15 protein-coding genes are annotated in these 16972 nt (G+C 63.4%); 12 read left to right on the forward strand and 3 right to left on the reverse strand.

The window, feature by feature from the left end:
- The first annotated feature begins 17 nt into the window (after positions 1 to 17).
- From ATY77_RS02635 to ATY77_RS02655, 5 genes are all read left to right on the forward strand, one after another.
- Entirely contained in the window at positions 18 to 941 is a 924-nt protein-coding gene (locus tag ATY77_RS02635) for a glyoxylate/hydroxypyruvate reductase A (protein WP_088686245.1), read from the forward strand.
- A 27-nt stretch (positions 942 to 968) separates the two neighbouring features.
- On the forward strand, positions 969 to 1325 hold the full coding sequence (locus ATY77_RS02640; RefSeq protein ID WP_088675860.1) for a cupin domain-containing protein: 357 nt from the start codon (positions 969 to 971) through the stop codon (positions 1323 to 1325).
- Positions 1326 to 1486: 161 nt separating this feature from the next.
- Positions 1487 to 2950 (forward strand): aldehyde dehydrogenase family protein, encoded by a 1464-nt coding sequence (locus ATY77_RS02645; protein WP_088686246.1) that lies wholly within the window; start codon positions 1487 to 1489, stop codon positions 2948 to 2950.
- Positions 2951 to 2963: 13 nt separating this feature from the next.
- On the forward strand, positions 2964 to 4004 hold the full coding sequence (locus tag ATY77_RS02650; protein WP_088685956.1) for a tartrate dehydrogenase: 1041 nt from the start codon (positions 2964 to 2966) through the stop codon (positions 4002 to 4004).
- A gap of 22 nt (positions 4005 to 4026) precedes the next feature.
- On the forward strand, positions 4027 to 5484 hold the full coding sequence (locus tag ATY77_RS02655) for an NAD-dependent succinate-semialdehyde dehydrogenase (RefSeq protein ID WP_088685957.1): 1458 nt from the start codon (positions 4027 to 4029) through the stop codon (positions 5482 to 5484).
- 81 nt (positions 5485 to 5565) lie between these two features.
- Here the strand turns inward: ATY77_RS02655 and ATY77_RS02660 are convergent, their stop codons facing one another.
- Positions 5566 to 6840: an FAD-binding oxidoreductase gene (locus tag ATY77_RS02660; RefSeq protein WP_088685958.1), complete on the reverse strand. Its 1275-nt coding sequence runs from the start codon at positions 6838 to 6840 to the stop codon at positions 5566 to 5568.
- A 12-nt stretch (positions 6841 to 6852) separates the two neighbouring features.
- Positions 6853 to 7521, reverse strand: a complete 669-nt coding sequence (locus ATY77_RS02665; RefSeq protein WP_088685959.1) for a haloacid dehalogenase type II — start codon at positions 7519 to 7521, stop codon at positions 6853 to 6855.
- 317 nt (positions 7522 to 7838) lie between these two features.
- Here ATY77_RS02665 and ATY77_RS02670 point away from each other — a divergent pair, with 317 nt between their 5' ends.
- From ATY77_RS02670 to ATY77_RS02700, 7 genes are all read left to right on the forward strand, one after another.
- The gene (locus ATY77_RS02670; protein WP_190237564.1) at positions 7839 to 8675 is read left to right on the forward strand and encodes a GNAT family N-acetyltransferase; all 837 of its coding nucleotides are present in this window, start codon (positions 7839 to 7841) and stop codon (positions 8673 to 8675) included.
- 14 nt (positions 8676 to 8689) lie between these two features.
- A complete protein-coding gene (locus tag ATY77_RS02675) occupies positions 8690 to 10066 on the forward strand; it encodes an aspartate aminotransferase family protein (RefSeq protein ID WP_088685961.1) in 1377 nt (458 codons plus the stop codon).
- Between the two features lie 240 nt (positions 10067 to 10306).
- Positions 10307 to 11020 (forward strand): HAD-IA family hydrolase, encoded by a 714-nt coding sequence (locus tag ATY77_RS02680; RefSeq protein ID WP_088685962.1) that lies wholly within the window; start codon positions 10307 to 10309, stop codon positions 11018 to 11020.
- A gap of 75 nt (positions 11021 to 11095) precedes the next feature.
- The gene (locus tag ATY77_RS02685) at positions 11096 to 12706 is read left to right on the forward strand and encodes an ABC transporter substrate-binding protein (protein WP_088685963.1); all 1611 of its coding nucleotides are present in this window, start codon (positions 11096 to 11098) and stop codon (positions 12704 to 12706) included.
- 89 nt (positions 12707 to 12795) lie between these two features.
- The gene (locus ATY77_RS02690) at positions 12796 to 13746 is read left to right on the forward strand and encodes an ABC transporter permease (protein ID WP_088685964.1); all 951 of its coding nucleotides are present in this window, start codon (positions 12796 to 12798) and stop codon (positions 13744 to 13746) included.
- The gene (locus ATY77_RS02695; protein ID WP_088675870.1) at positions 13743 to 14597 is read left to right on the forward strand and encodes an ABC transporter permease; all 855 of its coding nucleotides are present in this window, start codon (positions 13743 to 13745) and stop codon (positions 14595 to 14597) included. The genes ATY77_RS02690 and ATY77_RS02695 overlap by 4 nt, the downstream gene beginning before the upstream one ends.
- The gene (locus ATY77_RS02700; RefSeq protein ID WP_088685965.1) at positions 14597 to 16252 is read left to right on the forward strand and encodes an ABC transporter ATP-binding protein; all 1656 of its coding nucleotides are present in this window, start codon (positions 14597 to 14599) and stop codon (positions 16250 to 16252) included. The genes ATY77_RS02695 and ATY77_RS02700 overlap by 1 nt, the downstream gene beginning before the upstream one ends.
- A 38-nt stretch (positions 16253 to 16290) precedes the next feature.
- On the opposite strand, the gene ATY77_RS02705 is transcribed toward ATY77_RS02700, so the two are convergent.
- Complete coding sequence (locus ATY77_RS02705) at positions 16291 to 16767, reverse strand: Lrp/AsnC family transcriptional regulator (protein WP_008532606.1); 477 nt, start codon at positions 16765 to 16767, stop codon at positions 16291 to 16293.
- Positions 16768 to 16972 lie beyond the last annotated feature (205 nt).

A 16972-nucleotide genomic window follows, 5' to 3' on the forward strand; every position in this document is an offset into this window, starting at 1 on the left:
CTGAAAGGATGAAGATAATGACCTTTCTCTTCAATTCCGATGCCCGCCGCGGCGCAATATTCCAGGAGATCTTCGCGCGCGAACTGCCGGATCTGGATTTTTCGATGGACCCCGCGACCGTCGATCCCGAGGCGGTGCGCTACCTGATCACCTGGACGGTCCCGTCTGACCTCTCTCGTTACCGCAATCTTGAAGTGCTGTTTTCCATCGGCGCCGGGGTCGACCAGTTCCAGATCGCCGAGGTGCCGGATCACGTGAAGATGGTGCGCATGGTCGAAGACGGCATCGTGCGGATGATGCAGGAATATGTGACGCTTGCCGCGCTGGCGCTCCACCGCAACCTGCCCGCCTATATCGGCCAGCAGCGCGACCGGCTCTGGCAGGCTCTGCCGCAGCTTCAGGCCTCGGAGCGCCGCATCGGCGTGCTCGGCCTCGGCGTTCTCGGCCGGGCCGTGCTCGAGCGGCTGAAGCCTTTCGGCTTTGCGCTGTCGGGCTGGAGCCGATCCCGGCATGATATCGAGGGGGTGAGCTGCCACGCCGGAGATGCCGGCCTCAAGGCCATGCTTGCCGAGAGCGATATCCTGGTCTGCCTCCTGCCGCTGACCGATGAAACCCGCGGGTTTCTCAATGCCGATCTTTTCAGCCGCCTGCCGCGGGGCGCGGCGATCATTCATACCGGCCGCGGGCCGCAGCTCGATCATGAAGCGCTGATTGCGGCTTTGGACAGCGGCCATCTCTCCAGCGCTGTGATCGACGTCACCGATCCCGAACCGCTGCCGGCGGACCACGCCTTCTGGGGCCACCCGCGCATCCTGCTGACGCCCCATGTCGCGAGCGTCACCCAGCCCCAGACCGCCGCCCGCGCCGTTGCCGAAAACATCAAGCGGGTGCGCGCCGGATCCGATCCGGTCGGCCTCATCGACCGCCGTCGCGGCTACTGACACGTTCAACCTCGAAAGGAAAACTCCATGCCGCTTCTCAAGACCATCGATCCCAACCCTTCCTTTGCGCCGCGCGAAAACGTGCCGCTTCCCGAGCGGCTGATCTCCGGCGACCCTCAATTCAAGACCTGGGCGCAGGATATCGCGCGCGGCGAGATGATCCACACCGGTGTCTGGGAGGCCACGCCCGGCGTCACCCGCTCGATCAAAGGCGAGACCTTCGAATTCTGCCACATCCTCTCCGGCGTCGTCGAACTGACGCCCGAAGGCGGGGATCCCGTCGTCTACAAGGCGGGCGACAGCTTCGTCATGAAGCCCGGTTTCGTCGGCGTCTGGAAGACCATCGAGACGGTCCGCAAGATCTACGTCACCGTCATGGCGTGAGAGGGCCTCCGCGTTCCGATGCCACCATGCTCATCGGGACGCAAAACAATAAGCTGCCGGGCGGCGGCAGAACGGGTTTTTCCGCTGCCCTCCCCGCCCTCATCGGATCAAGCTACTTCGCCCGTTCGGCTAGCCTCGTTTCAGTGATCCGAGGTATTGCCATGACCCTGAGTTTCGATCCCGACAGAATTTCCCTTCCCATCGGCCATCTCATCGGAGATCGCCTCATCCCGGCCGAGGGCGTCATTCCCATGCGCCGCCCATCCGACGGCAAGGCCTATGCCGATTGCCCCGTTGCCGGCGAGGATCTGGTCGACCATGCCGTTCAATCGGCGAAGGCCGCGCTGAAAGACAGCAACTGGGGCGGCATTCGCCCGCGCGAGCGCCTGAAGGTGCTGCACCGATGGGCCGATCTGATCGAGCAGGAAGCGCCCGAGCTCGCAAGGCTGGAGGCGCTGTCGTCGACCCGCCCCGTCGGCCATCTGGTGGAAGGCGACATCGCGGTCTCCGCCGAACAGATCCGCTTCTTCGCCGAGTTTGCCGACAAGGAAGGCAGCGATCTGGTGCCGACCGACGACGGCAATCTCGGCATGATCATGACCGAGCCCTATGGGGTCGTCGGCGCGATCACGCCGTGGAATTTTCCGGTATCGATGGCGGCGTGGAAGCTCGGCCCGGCGCTCGCCGCCGGCAATGCCGTGGTTCTGAAGCCGTCCGAGATCACGCCTTTCTCGACCATTCGGCTTGCCGAACTCGCGCTTCGCGCCGGCCTGCCCGCCGGCCTGATCAATGTCGTGCTGGGCGATGGTCCTGTTACCGGCACGGCGATCACCGGACATCCCGATATCGGCAAGGTCAGCTTCACCGGCTCGACGCGCGCGGGATCGGCGATCATGGAAAATATCGCCCGCACCGGTGTCAAGCCGATGACGCTAGAGCTTGGCGGCAAGAGCCCGCAGCTCGTTTTCACCGATGCGGATCTCGACAGGACGGCGGCTGCGATTGCCGCCGGCATCATGAGCAATGCCGGCCAGGCCTGCATCGCGGGCTCCCGCCTCATCGTCGAGGAAGGTGCTGCCGCCCCGCTCGTCGAGGCGCTCGTCGCCCGGATGAAGATAGCGGCTACCGCCCCGACCTGGGATGGCGCGGCGCAATATTCGCCGATCATTTCCGAAAGGCAGCAAGACCGCATTCATTCGATCGTCTCGGCGGCGGTCGAGGCCGGCGGCGAATGCCTGACGGGTGGCATGCCGATGGAAGCGCCCGGCTATTTCTACGGGCCAACCTTGATCGCCGGGATCGATCGGAATTCGCCCGCCATTACCGAAGAGATTTTCGGCCCCGTGCTGACGCTCCAGACCTTCCGGGACGAGGAAGAGGCGCTCGCACTGGCCGACCATCCGACCTACGGCCTTGCCGCCGGGCTCTTCACCCGGGACCTTTCGCGGGCAATCCGGCTGACCCGCCGCCTGCAGGCCGGGACGGTCTGGGTCAACCGATACAACCGCTCGCGCGACCATATCCTCCCGACCGGCGGCTACAAGCAGTCGGGCATCGGCAAGGATCTCGGCCGCGAGGCCTATCACGCCAACCGCAAGAGCAAGAGCGTCTTGATCAGCCTTTGAGGAGGATATCGCCATGACAACCCATCGGATCGCTCTCATTCCCGGCGACGGCATCGGGCGTGATGTCACCGCAGCCGCCTGGTCGGTGCTGCAGAAGGCGGCCGACAAGGCCTGCTTCACCCTCGATGGCCAGGAATTTCCCTGGTCCTGCGCCTTCTACAAAGAGACGGGTACGATGATGCCGGCCGATGGCATCGAGACGCTACGCGGCTTCGACGCCATCCTGCTCGGCGCTGTGGGATGGCCGGCGGAGGTGCCGGATTCGGTGTCGCTGCACGGCCTTTTGCTGCCGATCCGCAAGAGCTTCGTGCAATATGCCAATATCCGCCCGCATCGGCTGCTGCCCGGCGTGCAGGGTCCGCTGAGATCCGCAGGCTTCGATATCCTCTGCATCCGCGAAAACACCGAGGGCGAATATTCCGGCGCCGGCGGCCGCGTCCATCAGGGCATGGCGGACGAGGTCGCCGTCGAGACGTCGATCTTCACCCGGACGGGCGTCGAACGCATCCTGCGCTTCGCGTTCGAACAGGCGCGCGCCCGCCGCGGCAAGCTCGCCTCGGTGACGAAGTCGAACGCGCAGAAATTTTCGATGGTCTTCTGGGACGAGATCACCCGCAAGCTGGCCGATGAATATGCCGATGTCGAGGTCACGAGCTATCACATCGATGCCATGGCGGCGCGCATGGTGATGGCGCCGGAAAGCCTCGACGTGGTCGTCGCCTCCAATCTCTTCGGCGATATCCTCACCGATCTCGGCGCCGCCATCCAGGGCGGGCTGGGCTTTGCCGCCTCCGCCAACATCAATCCCGATCGCAGCGCGCCGTCGATGTTCGAACCCGTGCATGGGTCGGCCCCCGACATCGCCCATCTCGGCATCGCCAATCCGATCGCGGCCATCTGGTCCGGTGCCATGATGCTCGATCACCTCGGCGAGAAAGCCGCCGCCGGCGCCATCATCAAGGCGATCGAATGGACCACCGCCTGCGGCATCGGCACGGTCCCGGGCAAGGACAGGACCGAGGCGATCACCGCCTCCATTCTCGCTCAGTTGTAACGTCTTCATCGGGGATAGACAGATGCAGAACTTGAAGGAAGCCGGCCTCTTCCGGCAACAGGCGCTCATCGGCGGAAAATGGATTGCCGCCGCATCCGGCAACAGCGTTGAGGTCACCGATCCGGCCACGCAGACGGTCATCGGCACGGTGCCCGACATGGGAGCCGCCGAAACGCGCGCCGCGATCGAAGCCGCCGAGGCTGCCTATGGTCCATGGAAGAAAAAGACCCATGCCGAGCGCGCCGCGCTGCTGGAGGCCTGGCACGCGCTGATGATTGACCATATCGAGGATCTGGCGCTGATCCTGACCACGGAACAGGGCAAGCCGCTTGATGAGGCGCGCGGCGAGATCCGCTACGGCGCCTCCTTCGTCAAATGGTTTGCCGAGGAGGCCCGCCGTATCGGCGGCCACACCATCCCCTCGCCGACGCCGGACCGCCGTATCGTCGTGTTGAAGGAGCCGGTTGGCGTCTGCGGCATCATCACACCCTGGAACTTTCCGAATGCGATGATCACCCGCAAGGTGGCACCGGCGCTTGCCGCCGGATGCACCGTCGTCATCAAGCCCTCGGAATTCACCCCGTTTTCGGCGCTCGCCATCGGCTGGCTTGCTGAAAAGGCCGGCATTCCGGCCGGCGTGATCAACATCGTCACCGGCATGCCGACCGGGATCGGCAACGAGATCATGGCCAATGAGGCGGTCCGCAAGATCTCCTTCACCGGCTCGACCCGCGTCGGCTCGCTGTTGATGCGGGGTGCCGCCGACAGCGTCAAGCGGCTTTCCCTGGAACTCGGCGGCAACGCGCCTTTCATCGTCTTCGACGATGCCGACATCGATGCCGCCGTCGAGGGCGCGATCGTCTCGAAATTCCGCAATGGCGGCCAGACCTGCGTCTGCGCCAACCGCATTCTCGTCCAGGCCGGCGTCTATGACGCGTTTGCCGAAAAGCTCGCGGCCCGTGTCGACAGGATGAAGGTCGGCCCGGGAACGGAAACGGGCATTGCGATCGGGCCGATGATCAACGAGGCGGCGATCGACAAGATCAACCGCCATGTCGACGATGCGCTCGCCAAGGGTGCCGCGATCGTCACCAGAAGACCGGAGCTGCCGGCCGGCCGGCAATATACAGCCCCGATGGTGCTGACCGGCGCGACCACCGAGATGCAGCTTGCCAGCGAAGAGACCTTCGGTCCGGTCGCGCCGCTCTTCCGCTTCGAGACCGAGGAGGAAGCGCTCGCCATCGCCAACGGCACGCCCTACGGTCTCGCCGCCTATTTCTATACGGAAAGCCTCAAGCGCGCCTGGCGGGTCGGCGAAGCGCTCGAATTCGGCATGGTGGGCCTCAACACCGGCGCCATCTCGACCGAGGTCGCGCCCTTCGGCGGCGTCAAGCAATCGGGGCTCGGCCGCGAAGGCGCGCAGGCCGGCATCGAGGAATATCTCGAAATGAAATCCTTCCATATCGGCGGCCTCGCCTGAGCGGTTCATGCCGATAAAACAAATAGAGGGGTTGCGAACGCAACCCCTCTATTTGTTTGGGAGGAAAAGGATGCAGCCGGCTTACTGAACCTTGTCGAGTATCTTGTAATAGAGCCCCACCAGCGGCAGGAACCAGGGCTTGCCGAAATGGCCTGTAACCGCCGGCCATTCCAGACCCTTCAACGGGTTGTGGTCCGGGCGGCCGAGGATTGCGTCGGCAATCGTCATGCCGAGATGGGTGGAGAGCTGCGCCCCATGGCCGGAATAGCCCATCGCATACCAGGCGCCGTCCTGATATCCGGCGCGGGGGTAGCGGTCCTTGGTCATGTCGACCAGCCCGCCCCAGCAATAATCGATCTCGACATGGGCAAGCTGCGGGAAGATGCGGCTGAGGCTCTCGCGCAGGATCGCGCCGCTTTTGGCATCGGAGCGTTGATCCGAGGTGGCGGAGAAGCGCGCCCTGCCCCCGAAGATCAGCCGGTTGTCGGGCGCGAGCCGCCAGTAGTTGCCGATGTTCATCGAGTTCACGCAGGTGCGGTTGCCGGGCATGGTCGCGGCGATCTCCGCTTGTGTCAGCGGCCGGGTGGCGATGATGAAGCTGCCGACCGGGATGATGCGGCGGCGGAAATAGCCGAAGTTGGGCGTTGTATAGGCGCCGGTTGCGATCAGCACCTGATCCGCGGTCACGACGCCCTTGGCGGTCTTCAGCACATGCCGGCCATCCGCCTGGCGATGGTCGGTGACGGCAGCGTTTTCGACGATGATCGCGCCATGGCGTCCGGCCGCTTCCGCCAGTCCGACGACATAGCGCCCCATATGCATCATGGCGCTTTTCTTCGACAGCATCGCGCCATGAAAGGCCGCGCCGACCTCGTTTTTCAGGTCGCTCGCCGACAGCAGGGCCGTTTCGGGATCGACTTCGGCGTGGACCGCCTCGAAATTGCGGGCGATCGCATCGAAATGCTGCGGCTTGGAGGCGAGCTTGAGTTTCCCGGCGCGGCGGAAATTGCAGTCGATCTCCTCCTCGGCGACGATCGCCTCGATGGTGTCGATCGAGGCGTCGAGCGCCTGGTAGAGCGCGATGGCGCGCTCCTTGCCGAGCTCGGCCTTGGCGCCGATGAAGCTGTGGGCAAGGCCGTTGTTGAGATGGCCGCCATTGCGCCCGGAGGCTCCCCAGCCGACCCTCTCCGCCTCCAGCACGATGACGCGCGCACCCGCCTTGGCGAGCTGGCGCGCTGCCGCAAGCCCGGTAAAGCCGGCGCCGACGACCGCGACGTCATAATGACCTTCGACAGGCCCCTGCGCCGCATTGGCGAAAACCGGAGCGGTATCGTGCCAGTAGGATTGAAGCTTCATCGCCTCGCGTCCTCAGAGCCCGACGACGCCGGGCAGACCCGAAATATCGGGAACCTCGACATAGCCGTAATAGGGATTGGCAGGCTCGTGGCGGCGATTGACCCAGACCTTGTTCTTGATCCCCAGATCATGGGCCGACATCAGGTCGTAGCGGAAGGACGAAGAGCAATGGAGAATGTCTTCGGGACCGCAGCCCAGCATGTCGAACATATATTCGAAGGCCTGGAAGCGCGGCTTGTAGGCGTTGGCCTGCTCTGCGGTATAGACCGCATGGAACGGCGCCCCGAGCTTCTCGACGTTCGACATGATCTGCGCGTTCATGGCGTTGGAGAGGATCACCAGCGGGATTTCCTTGGCGACCTTGGCGAGGCCTGCCGGAACGTCGGCATGCGGCCCCCAGGTCGGCACGCGCTTATAGACCATGCGCGCGGTTTCCTCGCGGAATATTATGCCGTTGCGCTTGCAGGCCCGTTCGAGAGAATTATGGACAACCTCGTTATAAGGCTTCCAGTCGCCCAGGATCTCGTCGAGACGATAGGCCGCGAAGTTCTTGATGAACTCTGCCATGCGCGCTTCGTCGAGCTGTTCGCCATAGAGATCGCGGGCCGCTTCCGCCATTTGAAAGTTGGTCAGCGTGCCGTAGCAATCGAAGGTGATGTATTTCGGACGGAAGTGAGCCATGACGGTATCCTGAGCGTTTCCAGTTGTTTCGTCTGCCATCATCATAGGCCGCGGTGCAGACGTCCGCTCGACTGAAATCCGGACCGGCAAAGCAGAATGTTTCGTATCCTGAGCCGGCTTTGGCAGAAGGTTGCGCATGGCCGCCGCCACGGCCGCTCATTTCGCCGGGAGGATTTGCGAAGCGTGTGCGCCTGCCAGCATAAGATGCGGCGGAGTGTGCGACCAACGCTATAAGATACTGCCGGGATCGTGGCCTTCAGACAATCTGCCGGTCGATACTGCACCACACTTGCCGGCAAGAGATGAAGGACATCCCAATGCAGACACGTCAGATCGACCTCGCGGCCTTCGGCCCCGAACACCTGGAAGCGGCGGTCTCCCTCTCCCGGCAGGCGGGCTGGCCGCACCGGCTGGAAGACTGGCAGATGGCACTTGCCCTCAGCGAAGGTGCGGTCGCGATCGAAGCGGGCCGCGTCGTCGGAACGGTGCTGACGACCATGTACGAGGCCGACTGTGCCACCATCAACATGGTGATCGTCGACGAGGCGATGCGTGGACGCGGCCTCGGCCGCAAGCTGATGGATGCCGCATTGGAGACCGCCGGCAGCCGGCCTCTCCGGCTGGTCGCAACGAAAGAGGGTTTGCCGCTTTATGAAAAGCTCGGCTTCCTGCAGACGGGCACGGTCCTGCAGCATCAAGGCGTTGCGGGAGAGATCGCTGCCCTGCCGGGAACGGAAGCTGCGACCGGCGCCGACATCGATGCGATCATCGAACTCGACCATCGCGCCTTCGGCGCCGATCGCAGGCGGTTGATCGCCTATCTCGCCAAGATCGGCGAGGTCGCGGTGCTGCGCCGGGACGGCCGCATCTGCGGCTTCGCCGTGCTGCGGGTTTTCGGCCGCGGCGAGGTCATCGGTCCCGTCGTCGCCGGTAGCCTCGATGATGCCAAGGCCCTCATCGCGCATTTCATCGCCCGCCGGCCCGGACGCTTTTTGCGTGTCGATACGACTGCCGATACCGGGCTTGCCCCCTGGCTTGCCACCCACGGCCTCGCCCATGTCGGCGGCGGGATCGCCATGGCAAAGCCGCCAATTCCGCGCGCCGCCGATCCGGCCACCGCCACTTTCGCACTCGTCAATCAGGCCCTCGGCTGAGGCAGGAGACGTTCATGTACAGCAATTCCCTCATCGAGCTCGACCGCGCTCATCTCGTTCATCCGGTCGCCTCCTATCGCGGCCATGAAGCGCAGGGCGTGCGGGTTCTCGCCTCCGCCAAGGGCGCGACGGTCACCGATGCCTATGGCCGCCAGCTGATCGACGGTTTCGCTGGTCTCTGGTGCGTCAATGCCGGCTATGGTCACGAGTCGATCGTCGAGGCGGCGATGCGCCAGATGCGCGAACTGCCTTATGCGACGGCCTATTTCGGCCTGGGTTCGGAACCGGCCATCCGCCTTGCCGCCGAGCTTGCCGAGCGGGCGCCGGGAGATCTCAGCCACATCTATTTCACGCTCGGCGGCTCCGACGCCGTCGACAGCACGGTCCGCTTCATCCGCTACTACTGGAATGCGCGCGGAAAGCCGCAGCGCGACCAGTTCATCTCGATCGAGCACGGCTATCACGGCTCCTCGACGGTTGGTGCCGGCCTGACCGCACTGCCCGCCTTTCATGCCGGGTTCGGCATTCCGTTCGACTGGCAGCACAAGATTCCGTCGCCCTACCCTTATCGCAACCCCGCCGGCGACGATCCGCAGGCGATCATCGCGGCATCGCTCGCCGCGCTACGGGCCAAGGTCGAGGCGATCGGCGCGGATCGCGTCGCCGCATTCTATGCCGAGCCGATCCAGGGATCCGGCGGCGTCATCGTTCCCCCGAGCGGCTGGCTCAAGGCCATGCGCGACCTCTGCCGCGAGCTCGATATTCTGTTTGTCGCCGACGAGGTGATCACCGGCTTCGGCCGCACCGGGCCGCTCTTTGCCTGCTCGCACGAGGATGTCGTGCCCGATTTCATGACGACAGCCAAGGGGCTGACATCGGGCTATGTGCCGATGGGCGCCGTCTTCATGGCCGATCACGTCTATCAGGTGATCGCCGAGAGCGCGGGCGCTTCGGCGATCGGTCACGGCTATACCTATTCCGCCCATCCGGTCAGTGCCGCCGTGGCGCTGGAGGTGCTGAAGCTCTATGAGAACGGCCTGCTGGAGAACGGTGTCAAAGCCGGCGCCCGGCTGATGGCGGGGCTCGAAGCGTTGAGGGACCATCCTCTGGTCGGCGATGTGCGCGGACGCGGCATGCTGGCGGCAATCGAACTCGTGACCGACAAGACGGCCCGCACGCCGCTTCCCGCCGAAGCGCAGCCCGCGCGGCGCATTTTCGACCGCGCCTGGGAAAACGGCCTGGTGATCCGCGCCTTCGCCAACGGCGTTCTCGGCTATGCCCCCCCGCTCTGCTGCACCGATGCCGATATCGACGCGATCCTGGAACGGACCGCCAAGACGCTCGACCAGACATTGGAAGACCCCGACGTCAGGCGGGCGCTGAGGGATTGAACCTCGGCCGAGGAAATACCGCGGGATGCCGATATTCAGAATTTTGTGCCGCGTCACGGCGCCTATTCGGCGCAATCCATGCGGAGAAGGTGCCAAACTCCAGATGAGCAGAAGCCAAGCGCCCCTTTAAAATAGGGGGCTCATCATAAGAACCCCGGCAAAACCGGGCCTGGGAACGAGATAGATTTTTGCGAAGCGGCCGCGGTTGAAGCGGCATGCGCCCGACACTGGGGACACGAAATGACGAAGTCTCTGCCTGAATTCAAATATATGAGTTTCGACGTCGTCGGGACCTTGATCGATTTTGAAGGCGGCCTGAAGTCCTGCCTTCAGGAGATCGCCGCCGAGGCGGGCGTGACTATCGACGGCGAGCAGGCGCTGACACTTTATCGCGCCGCCCGCTACAGCGAGGATGCGATCCTTTTCCCGGATGATCTCGTGCGCGTCTATCTCGTCATCGCGCCCGATCTCGGCCTGCCTGTCGACAAGGCCTATGGCGAGCGCCTGCGCGATTCCGCCAGGACATGGAAGGCATTTCCCGACAGCGCAGCCGCCATGGCGCGGCTTGCCCGCGACTACCGGCTCATCGCCATGACCAATGCCCGCCGCTGGGCCTTCGACCATTTCTCCGACGCGCTCGGCAATCCGTTCCATGCCGCTTTCACGGCCGACGATACCGGCACGGAAAAGCCGGATCCGGCTTTCTTCGAGAGCGTTTTCGATTTCGTGGCCGGCGAGGGCGCGTCCAAAAGCGATATTCTGCACGTGGCCCAGAGCCAATATCATGACATCGGCATCTCGCGTGCGCTCGGCATGACCAATTGCTGGATCGAGCGCCGCCTTGCGCAGAAGGGATATGGCGGCACCATCGAGCCGGCCGAATTCACCGAGCCCGACTACCACTTCACCTCGATGGCGGGGCTCGCCGAAGCGGTGGCCGCAGCGCGGAATTGATCTCGAAGCAATGCAACCTCGGGCCAAGCTCGCAAAGATGGGCAGCCCCCAACCGGACGACAAAAGGGGAATGACATGAGCGATAAAATCAACAACTGGACCGCGTCGGACGACGCAATGATCGAAAACGCCATCCGCCGTGGCGCGACCCGGCGCGAACTTCTGCAGCTGATGCTGGCCGGCGGCGTCGCCATGTCGGCGGGCGGCCTCATCCTCGGCCGCGCCTCGCAGGCGGTCGCCGCCACGCCCGTGGCCGGCGGCACGCTCAAGGCGGCCGGCTGGTCGTCCTCGACGGCCGACACGCTCGACCCGGCGAAGGCTTCGCTTTCGACCGACTATGTGCGCTGCTGCTCCTTCTACAACCGCCTGACCTTCCTCGATAAGACGGGCACGCCGCAGATGGAGCTTGCCGAGGCGATCGAATCCAAGGATGCGAAAGTCTGGACCGTCAAGCTGCGCAGCGGCGTGACCTTCCATGACGGCAAGCCGCTGACGGCTGATGACGTCGTCTTCTCGCTGAAGCGTCATCTCGATCCGGCAGTCGGCTCCAAGGTCGCCAAGATCGCGGCGCAGATATCAGGCGTAAAGGCCGTGGACAAGCAGACCGCGGAGATCACGCTCGCCAATCCGAACGCCGACTTGCCGACGATCCTGTCGATGCACCACTTCATGATCGTCGCCGACGGCACCACCGATTTTTCCAAGGCCAACGGCACCGGCGCCTTCGTCAAGGAGGTTTTCGAGCCCGGCGTGCGCTCGGTCGGCATCAAGAACAAGAACTACTGGAAATCCGGCCCGAACGTCGATTCCTTCGAATATTTCGCGATCAGCGACGACAATGCCCGCGTCAATGCGCTGCTATCCGGCGACATCCACCTCGCCGCCTCGATCAATCCGCGCTCGATGCGCCTGATCGAGAGCCAGGGCGCTGGTTTCGTGCTGTCGAAGACGACCTCCGGCAACTATACCAACCTCAATATCCGCCTCGATATGGAGCCCGGCAGCAAGCAGGCCTTCATCGAAGGCATGAAGTATCTCGTCAACCGCGAGCAGATCGTCAAATCGGCGCTGCGCGGCCTCGGCGAGGTCGGCAACGATCAGCCGGTTTCTCCGGTGAATTTCTATCGCGATGCCAGCCTCAAGCCGAAATCCTTCGATCCCGACAAGGCGAAGTCTCTCTTTCAGAAGGCCGGCGTGCTCGGGCAGTCGATCCCGATCATCGCTTCGGAAGCGGCCAACTCCTCGATCGACATGGCCATGATCATCCAGGCCGCAGGCGCCGAGATCGGCATGAAGCTCGACGTCCAGCGCGTTCCCTCGGACGGTTACTGGGACAATTACTGGCTCAAGGCGCCGGTTCATTTCGGCAACATCAATCCGCGCCCGACACCCGACATTCTGTTTTCGCTGCTCTACGCATCGGACGCGCCTTGGAACGAAAGCCAGTACAAGTCCGAGAAATTCGACAAGATGCTGGTGGAAGCGCGCGGCCTGCTCGACCAGGAGAAGCGCAAGACCATCTACGACGAGATGCAGGGCATGGTCGCCGAACAGGCCGGCACCATCATTCCGGCCTATATCTCCAACGTCGACGCGACCTCCGCCAAGCTCAAGGGCCTGGAACCCAATCCGCTCGGCGGCCAGATGGGCTATGCCTTCGCGGAATATGTCTGGCTCGAAGCCTGAGGAGGCAGATGGCCGGGGACGGAAATTGTCCCCGGCATGCCTTCCCGATTGCGTTATAATCTCAGCAGAATGCCGAAGGGAGCGCGCGCATGAACAAAGAGGTGCTGTCCCTCATATCGAGCCGGCTGCTCGTTGCCCTGGTCACACTGGTGATCGTCTCCTTTGCCGTGTTTTTCGCCACGACGATGCTGCCCGGCGATACGGCGACTATCCTGCTCGGGCAGGCGGCGACGCCGGAAGCCGTCGAAGGCCTTCGCAAGGCCATGCATCTGGACGAGCCGGCCTTCCTGCGTTTCCTTCACTGGCTCTCCGGCCTGCTCGCAGGCGATCTCGGCACGTCCTATGCCAATGACATGCCGATCAGCCAGCTGATCGGTGGCCGCTTCGCCAATACAATGAAGCTTGCCGGCGTCACCGCGCTGTTTTCCGTGCCGATCGCGCTGACGCTCGGCATTACCGCGGCGATGCTGCGCGGCTCGATCTACGACCGTGCCGTCACCATCCTGACGATCGGCGTGATATCGGTGCCGGAGTTCATGGTCGCGACCTCGGCGGTGCTGATCTTTGCCGTCTATCTCAAATGGCTGCCGGCACTTTCGCTCGCCAATGAAGTCCACACCTTTGCCGACATGCTGCGCGTTTACGCCATGCCTGTCATCACGCTGACCTTCGTCGTATCAGCGCAGATGATCCGCATGACGCGCGCCGCGGTCGTGGAAACGCTGAGCACGCCCTATGTCGAGATGGCGCTTCTGAAAGGCGCGTCGCGCACCCGCATCGTGCTCAGGCATGCGCTTCCCAATGCGCTCGGCCCGATCGTCAACGCGATTGCGCTGTCGCTCTCCTATCTGCTTGGCGGGGTGATCATCGTCGAGACCATCTTCAACTATCCCGGCATCGCGAAACTGATGGTCGATGCGGTCGCCACACGCGACCTGCCGCTGATCCAGAGCTGCGCAATGATCTTCTGCCTTGGCTACCTGATCCTCATCACGCTTGCCGACATTGTCGCCATTCTTTCCAATCCGAGGCTGCGATGACATCCCATATCGAACAACGGCCCGCCGTGACGCGCCGGCTCGGCTATCGCTTCAATCTCGTCGGCCTCCTGGGGCTTGCCGTCATCCTGTTCTGGGCCTTCATCGCGATCTTCGCGCATTTGCTCATCCCCTACCCGGTCGGCGAGATCGTCGATACCGATTATTTCGGGCCGATGTCCCAGCAGTTCTGGATGGGGTCTGACTATCTCGGCCGCGATGTCTTCTCTCGTATCCTGATGGGCGCGCGCTATACGGTCGGCATCTCGCTGGCGGCGGTGACGATCGCCTGCTTCAGCGGCGTCGTGCTCGGCATGATCGCGGCCGTCGCCGGCGGCTGGCTCGATACGCTGCTCTCCCGCTTTCTCGATGCCTTGAATTCCATTCCGAGCAAGCTCTTCGGCTTGGTCGTGGTTGCAGCCGTCGGGTCGTCGATCCCGGTGCTGATCCTGACGCTTTCGGTGATCTACATCCCGGGCTCCTACCGTTTCGCCCGGGCGCTCGCCGTCAACGTCAATTCCATGGACTTCATCACCGTCGCCCGTATCCGCGGCGAAAGCACCCTTTATCTGATCCGCTCGGAAATCCTGCCGAATATCGTCGGTCCCGTGCTTGCCGATCTCGGGCTCCGCTTCGTGTTCATCGTTCTCCTGCTCTCCGGCCTTTCCTTCCTCGGGCTCGGCGTGCAGCCACCCTATGCGGACTGGGGCGCGCTGGTGCGTGAGAACATCGGCGGTCTGCCTTTCGGGGCTCCTGCCGTCATGTTCCCATCGCTTGCGATCGCCAGCCTCACGATCAGCGTGAACCTGTTGATCGACAACCTGCCGCAGAAAATCCGCGATCGGAGCGAGTGATGACCAATCTCGTCGAAATCCGCGACCTCCGGGTCGAAGCCACCACCGATTCCGGCCGGCGCGTCGAAATCATCCGGGGCGTCAGCCTCGACATATCGGAAGGCGAGATCGTCGCCCTGATCGGCGAAAGCGGCTCGGGCAAGACGACGATCGCGCTCACCCTGATGGGACATTCGCGGCCGGGCTGTCGCATTTCAGGCGGCAGCGTCTCGCTTGCCGGCAAGGACATGGTCAAGCTCGGCGAAAAGCAGCGCGCCAGGCTGCGCGGCACCGAAGTGGCCTATGTGCCGCAATCGGCTGCCGCCGCCTTCAATCCCGCCATATCGATCATGGATCAGGTGATCGAAGTCACCCGTATCCACGGGCTGATGTCCACGGACGAGGCAAGGAGCCGTGCGGTCGAGCTTTTCCGGGCACTTTCGCTGCCCGAGCCTGAGATCATCGGCAGCCGTTATCCCCACCAGGTTTCCGGTGGCCAGCTGCAGCGCCTGTCGGCGGCGATGGCACTGATCGGTAATCCGAAGCTGATGATATTCGACGAGCCGACGACGGCGCTCGACGTGACGACGCAGATCGAAGTGCTGCGCGCCTTCAAGTCGGCGATGAAAGCGGGCGGCATATCGGGCGTCTACGTTTCGCATGACCTTGCGGTCGTCGCCCAGATCGCCGACCGGATCGTCGTGCTGAAGGGCGGCGAGGTCCAGGAGACCGGCACGACGGAAGAAATCCTGACCGCGGCAAAACATCCCTATACGCGCGAGCTGCTCGCCGCCTTCGAGCCGAAGGCGCGCAATCCGGAAGCCGATATCGAGGCCGTGCCGGCGCCGCTGCTGACCATCCAGGACGTCGTTGCCGGTTACGGCCAGCGCCAGGCCGATGGCCTGCCTCTGGTACGCGCCGTCGAGAATGTCAGTCTCAAGGTCGAGAAGGGACGCAACCTCGGCATTATCGGCGAATCCGGCTGCGGCAAGTCGACCCTTGCCCGCACCATTGCCGGTATCTTGCCGGCCGCCTTCGGCAAGATCGTCTTCGACGGCAAGGAGCTCGGCCACAGCGCCCGCGAGCGCTCGCGCGACCAGCTGCGCGAGATGCAGATCGTCTTCCAATATGCCGATACGGCGCTCAACCCGGCAAAATCCGTCGAGGACATCCTCGACCGGCCGCTTGTCTTCTACCACGCCATGCCCGCCAAGGCGCGCAGCGCCCGCATCGACGAATTGATGGACATGGTCCGCCTGCCGCGCAGCCTGCGCCATCGCCGGCCGGCAGAGCTTTCCGGCGGACAGAAGCAGCGCGTGAATTTCGCCCGGGCGCTTGCCGCCGATCCGAAGCTGATCCTCTGCGACGAGATCACCTCGGCGCTCGATACGGTGGTCGCAGCCGCGGTGATCGATCTCCTCAAGGAGCTGCAGCGGGAGCTCGGCCTCTCCTACATCTTCATCAGCCACGACCTCTCCGTCGTGGAAGCGATCTGCGACGAGATCGTCGTCATGTATGGCGGCAGGAAGGTCGAGGAAATCACGCCGGAAAAGATCAAGACGGCGCAGCATCCCTACTCCCAGCTGCTCTTCTCCTCGGTGCCGAAGCTCGATCCCGCCTGGCTCGACGGGCTGACGCAGGATCCGGAACTGGTGCGCGCCTATAGCAGGAGTTAGCGCACAGACCTTCAGAGGCGGTGTAGTGGCCCTATTTCCTAGAGCGGAAACAGGCTCGTCAGCGGCATATGTGCTCTGACGATCGGCGATTTCAGGACGACGAAACTGAAATATTTGTCGATGCCGACATCCATGTCGGTGAGGCGCTCCATGATCGTCTGGTATTCGCCGATCCCCGAGGTGACGAATTTGACGAGGTAGTCGTAGCCGCCGGAAACGAGATGGCATTCGATGACCTGCTCGACCTTCTCGATCGCCGCCAGGAAGCGGGCGAAATCGATCTGGCGGTGGTTCTTCAAGGTGATCTCCGTGAAGACAGTGAGGGTCTGGCCGAGCTTGCCGACATTGATCTGGGCCGAGTAACCTTCGATATATCCCTCCGCCTGCAGCTTTTTCACGCGCATCAGGCAGGGGCTCGGAGAAAGGGCGACGAGATCGGCCAGTTCCACATTGGTGATGCGCCCGTTCTTCTGCAATTCGTGGAGGATCTTGACGTCGATACGATCGAGTTTCACGAAGCACCTTTTCGGGTTATGGCCGATACAGGATGCGGCAGATTATGCTGCCGGTTTCCCTTGATCGAAGGTAACACATTGCACCTGCCTGTCTATTTCGTTTTGCGAGCATGCGCGAAGCACAACTGTCTGCCCGCTTCGCGCAAGACGGCATGTTCTGCTGCCGGCCGGCCGAACTCCAGCAACGCCTTACCGGCGAATCCCG

It is taken from the genome of Rhizobium sp. R634 (assembly GCF_002211305.1).
Classification (GTDB): Bacteria; Pseudomonadota; Alphaproteobacteria; order Rhizobiales; family Rhizobiaceae; genus Rhizobium.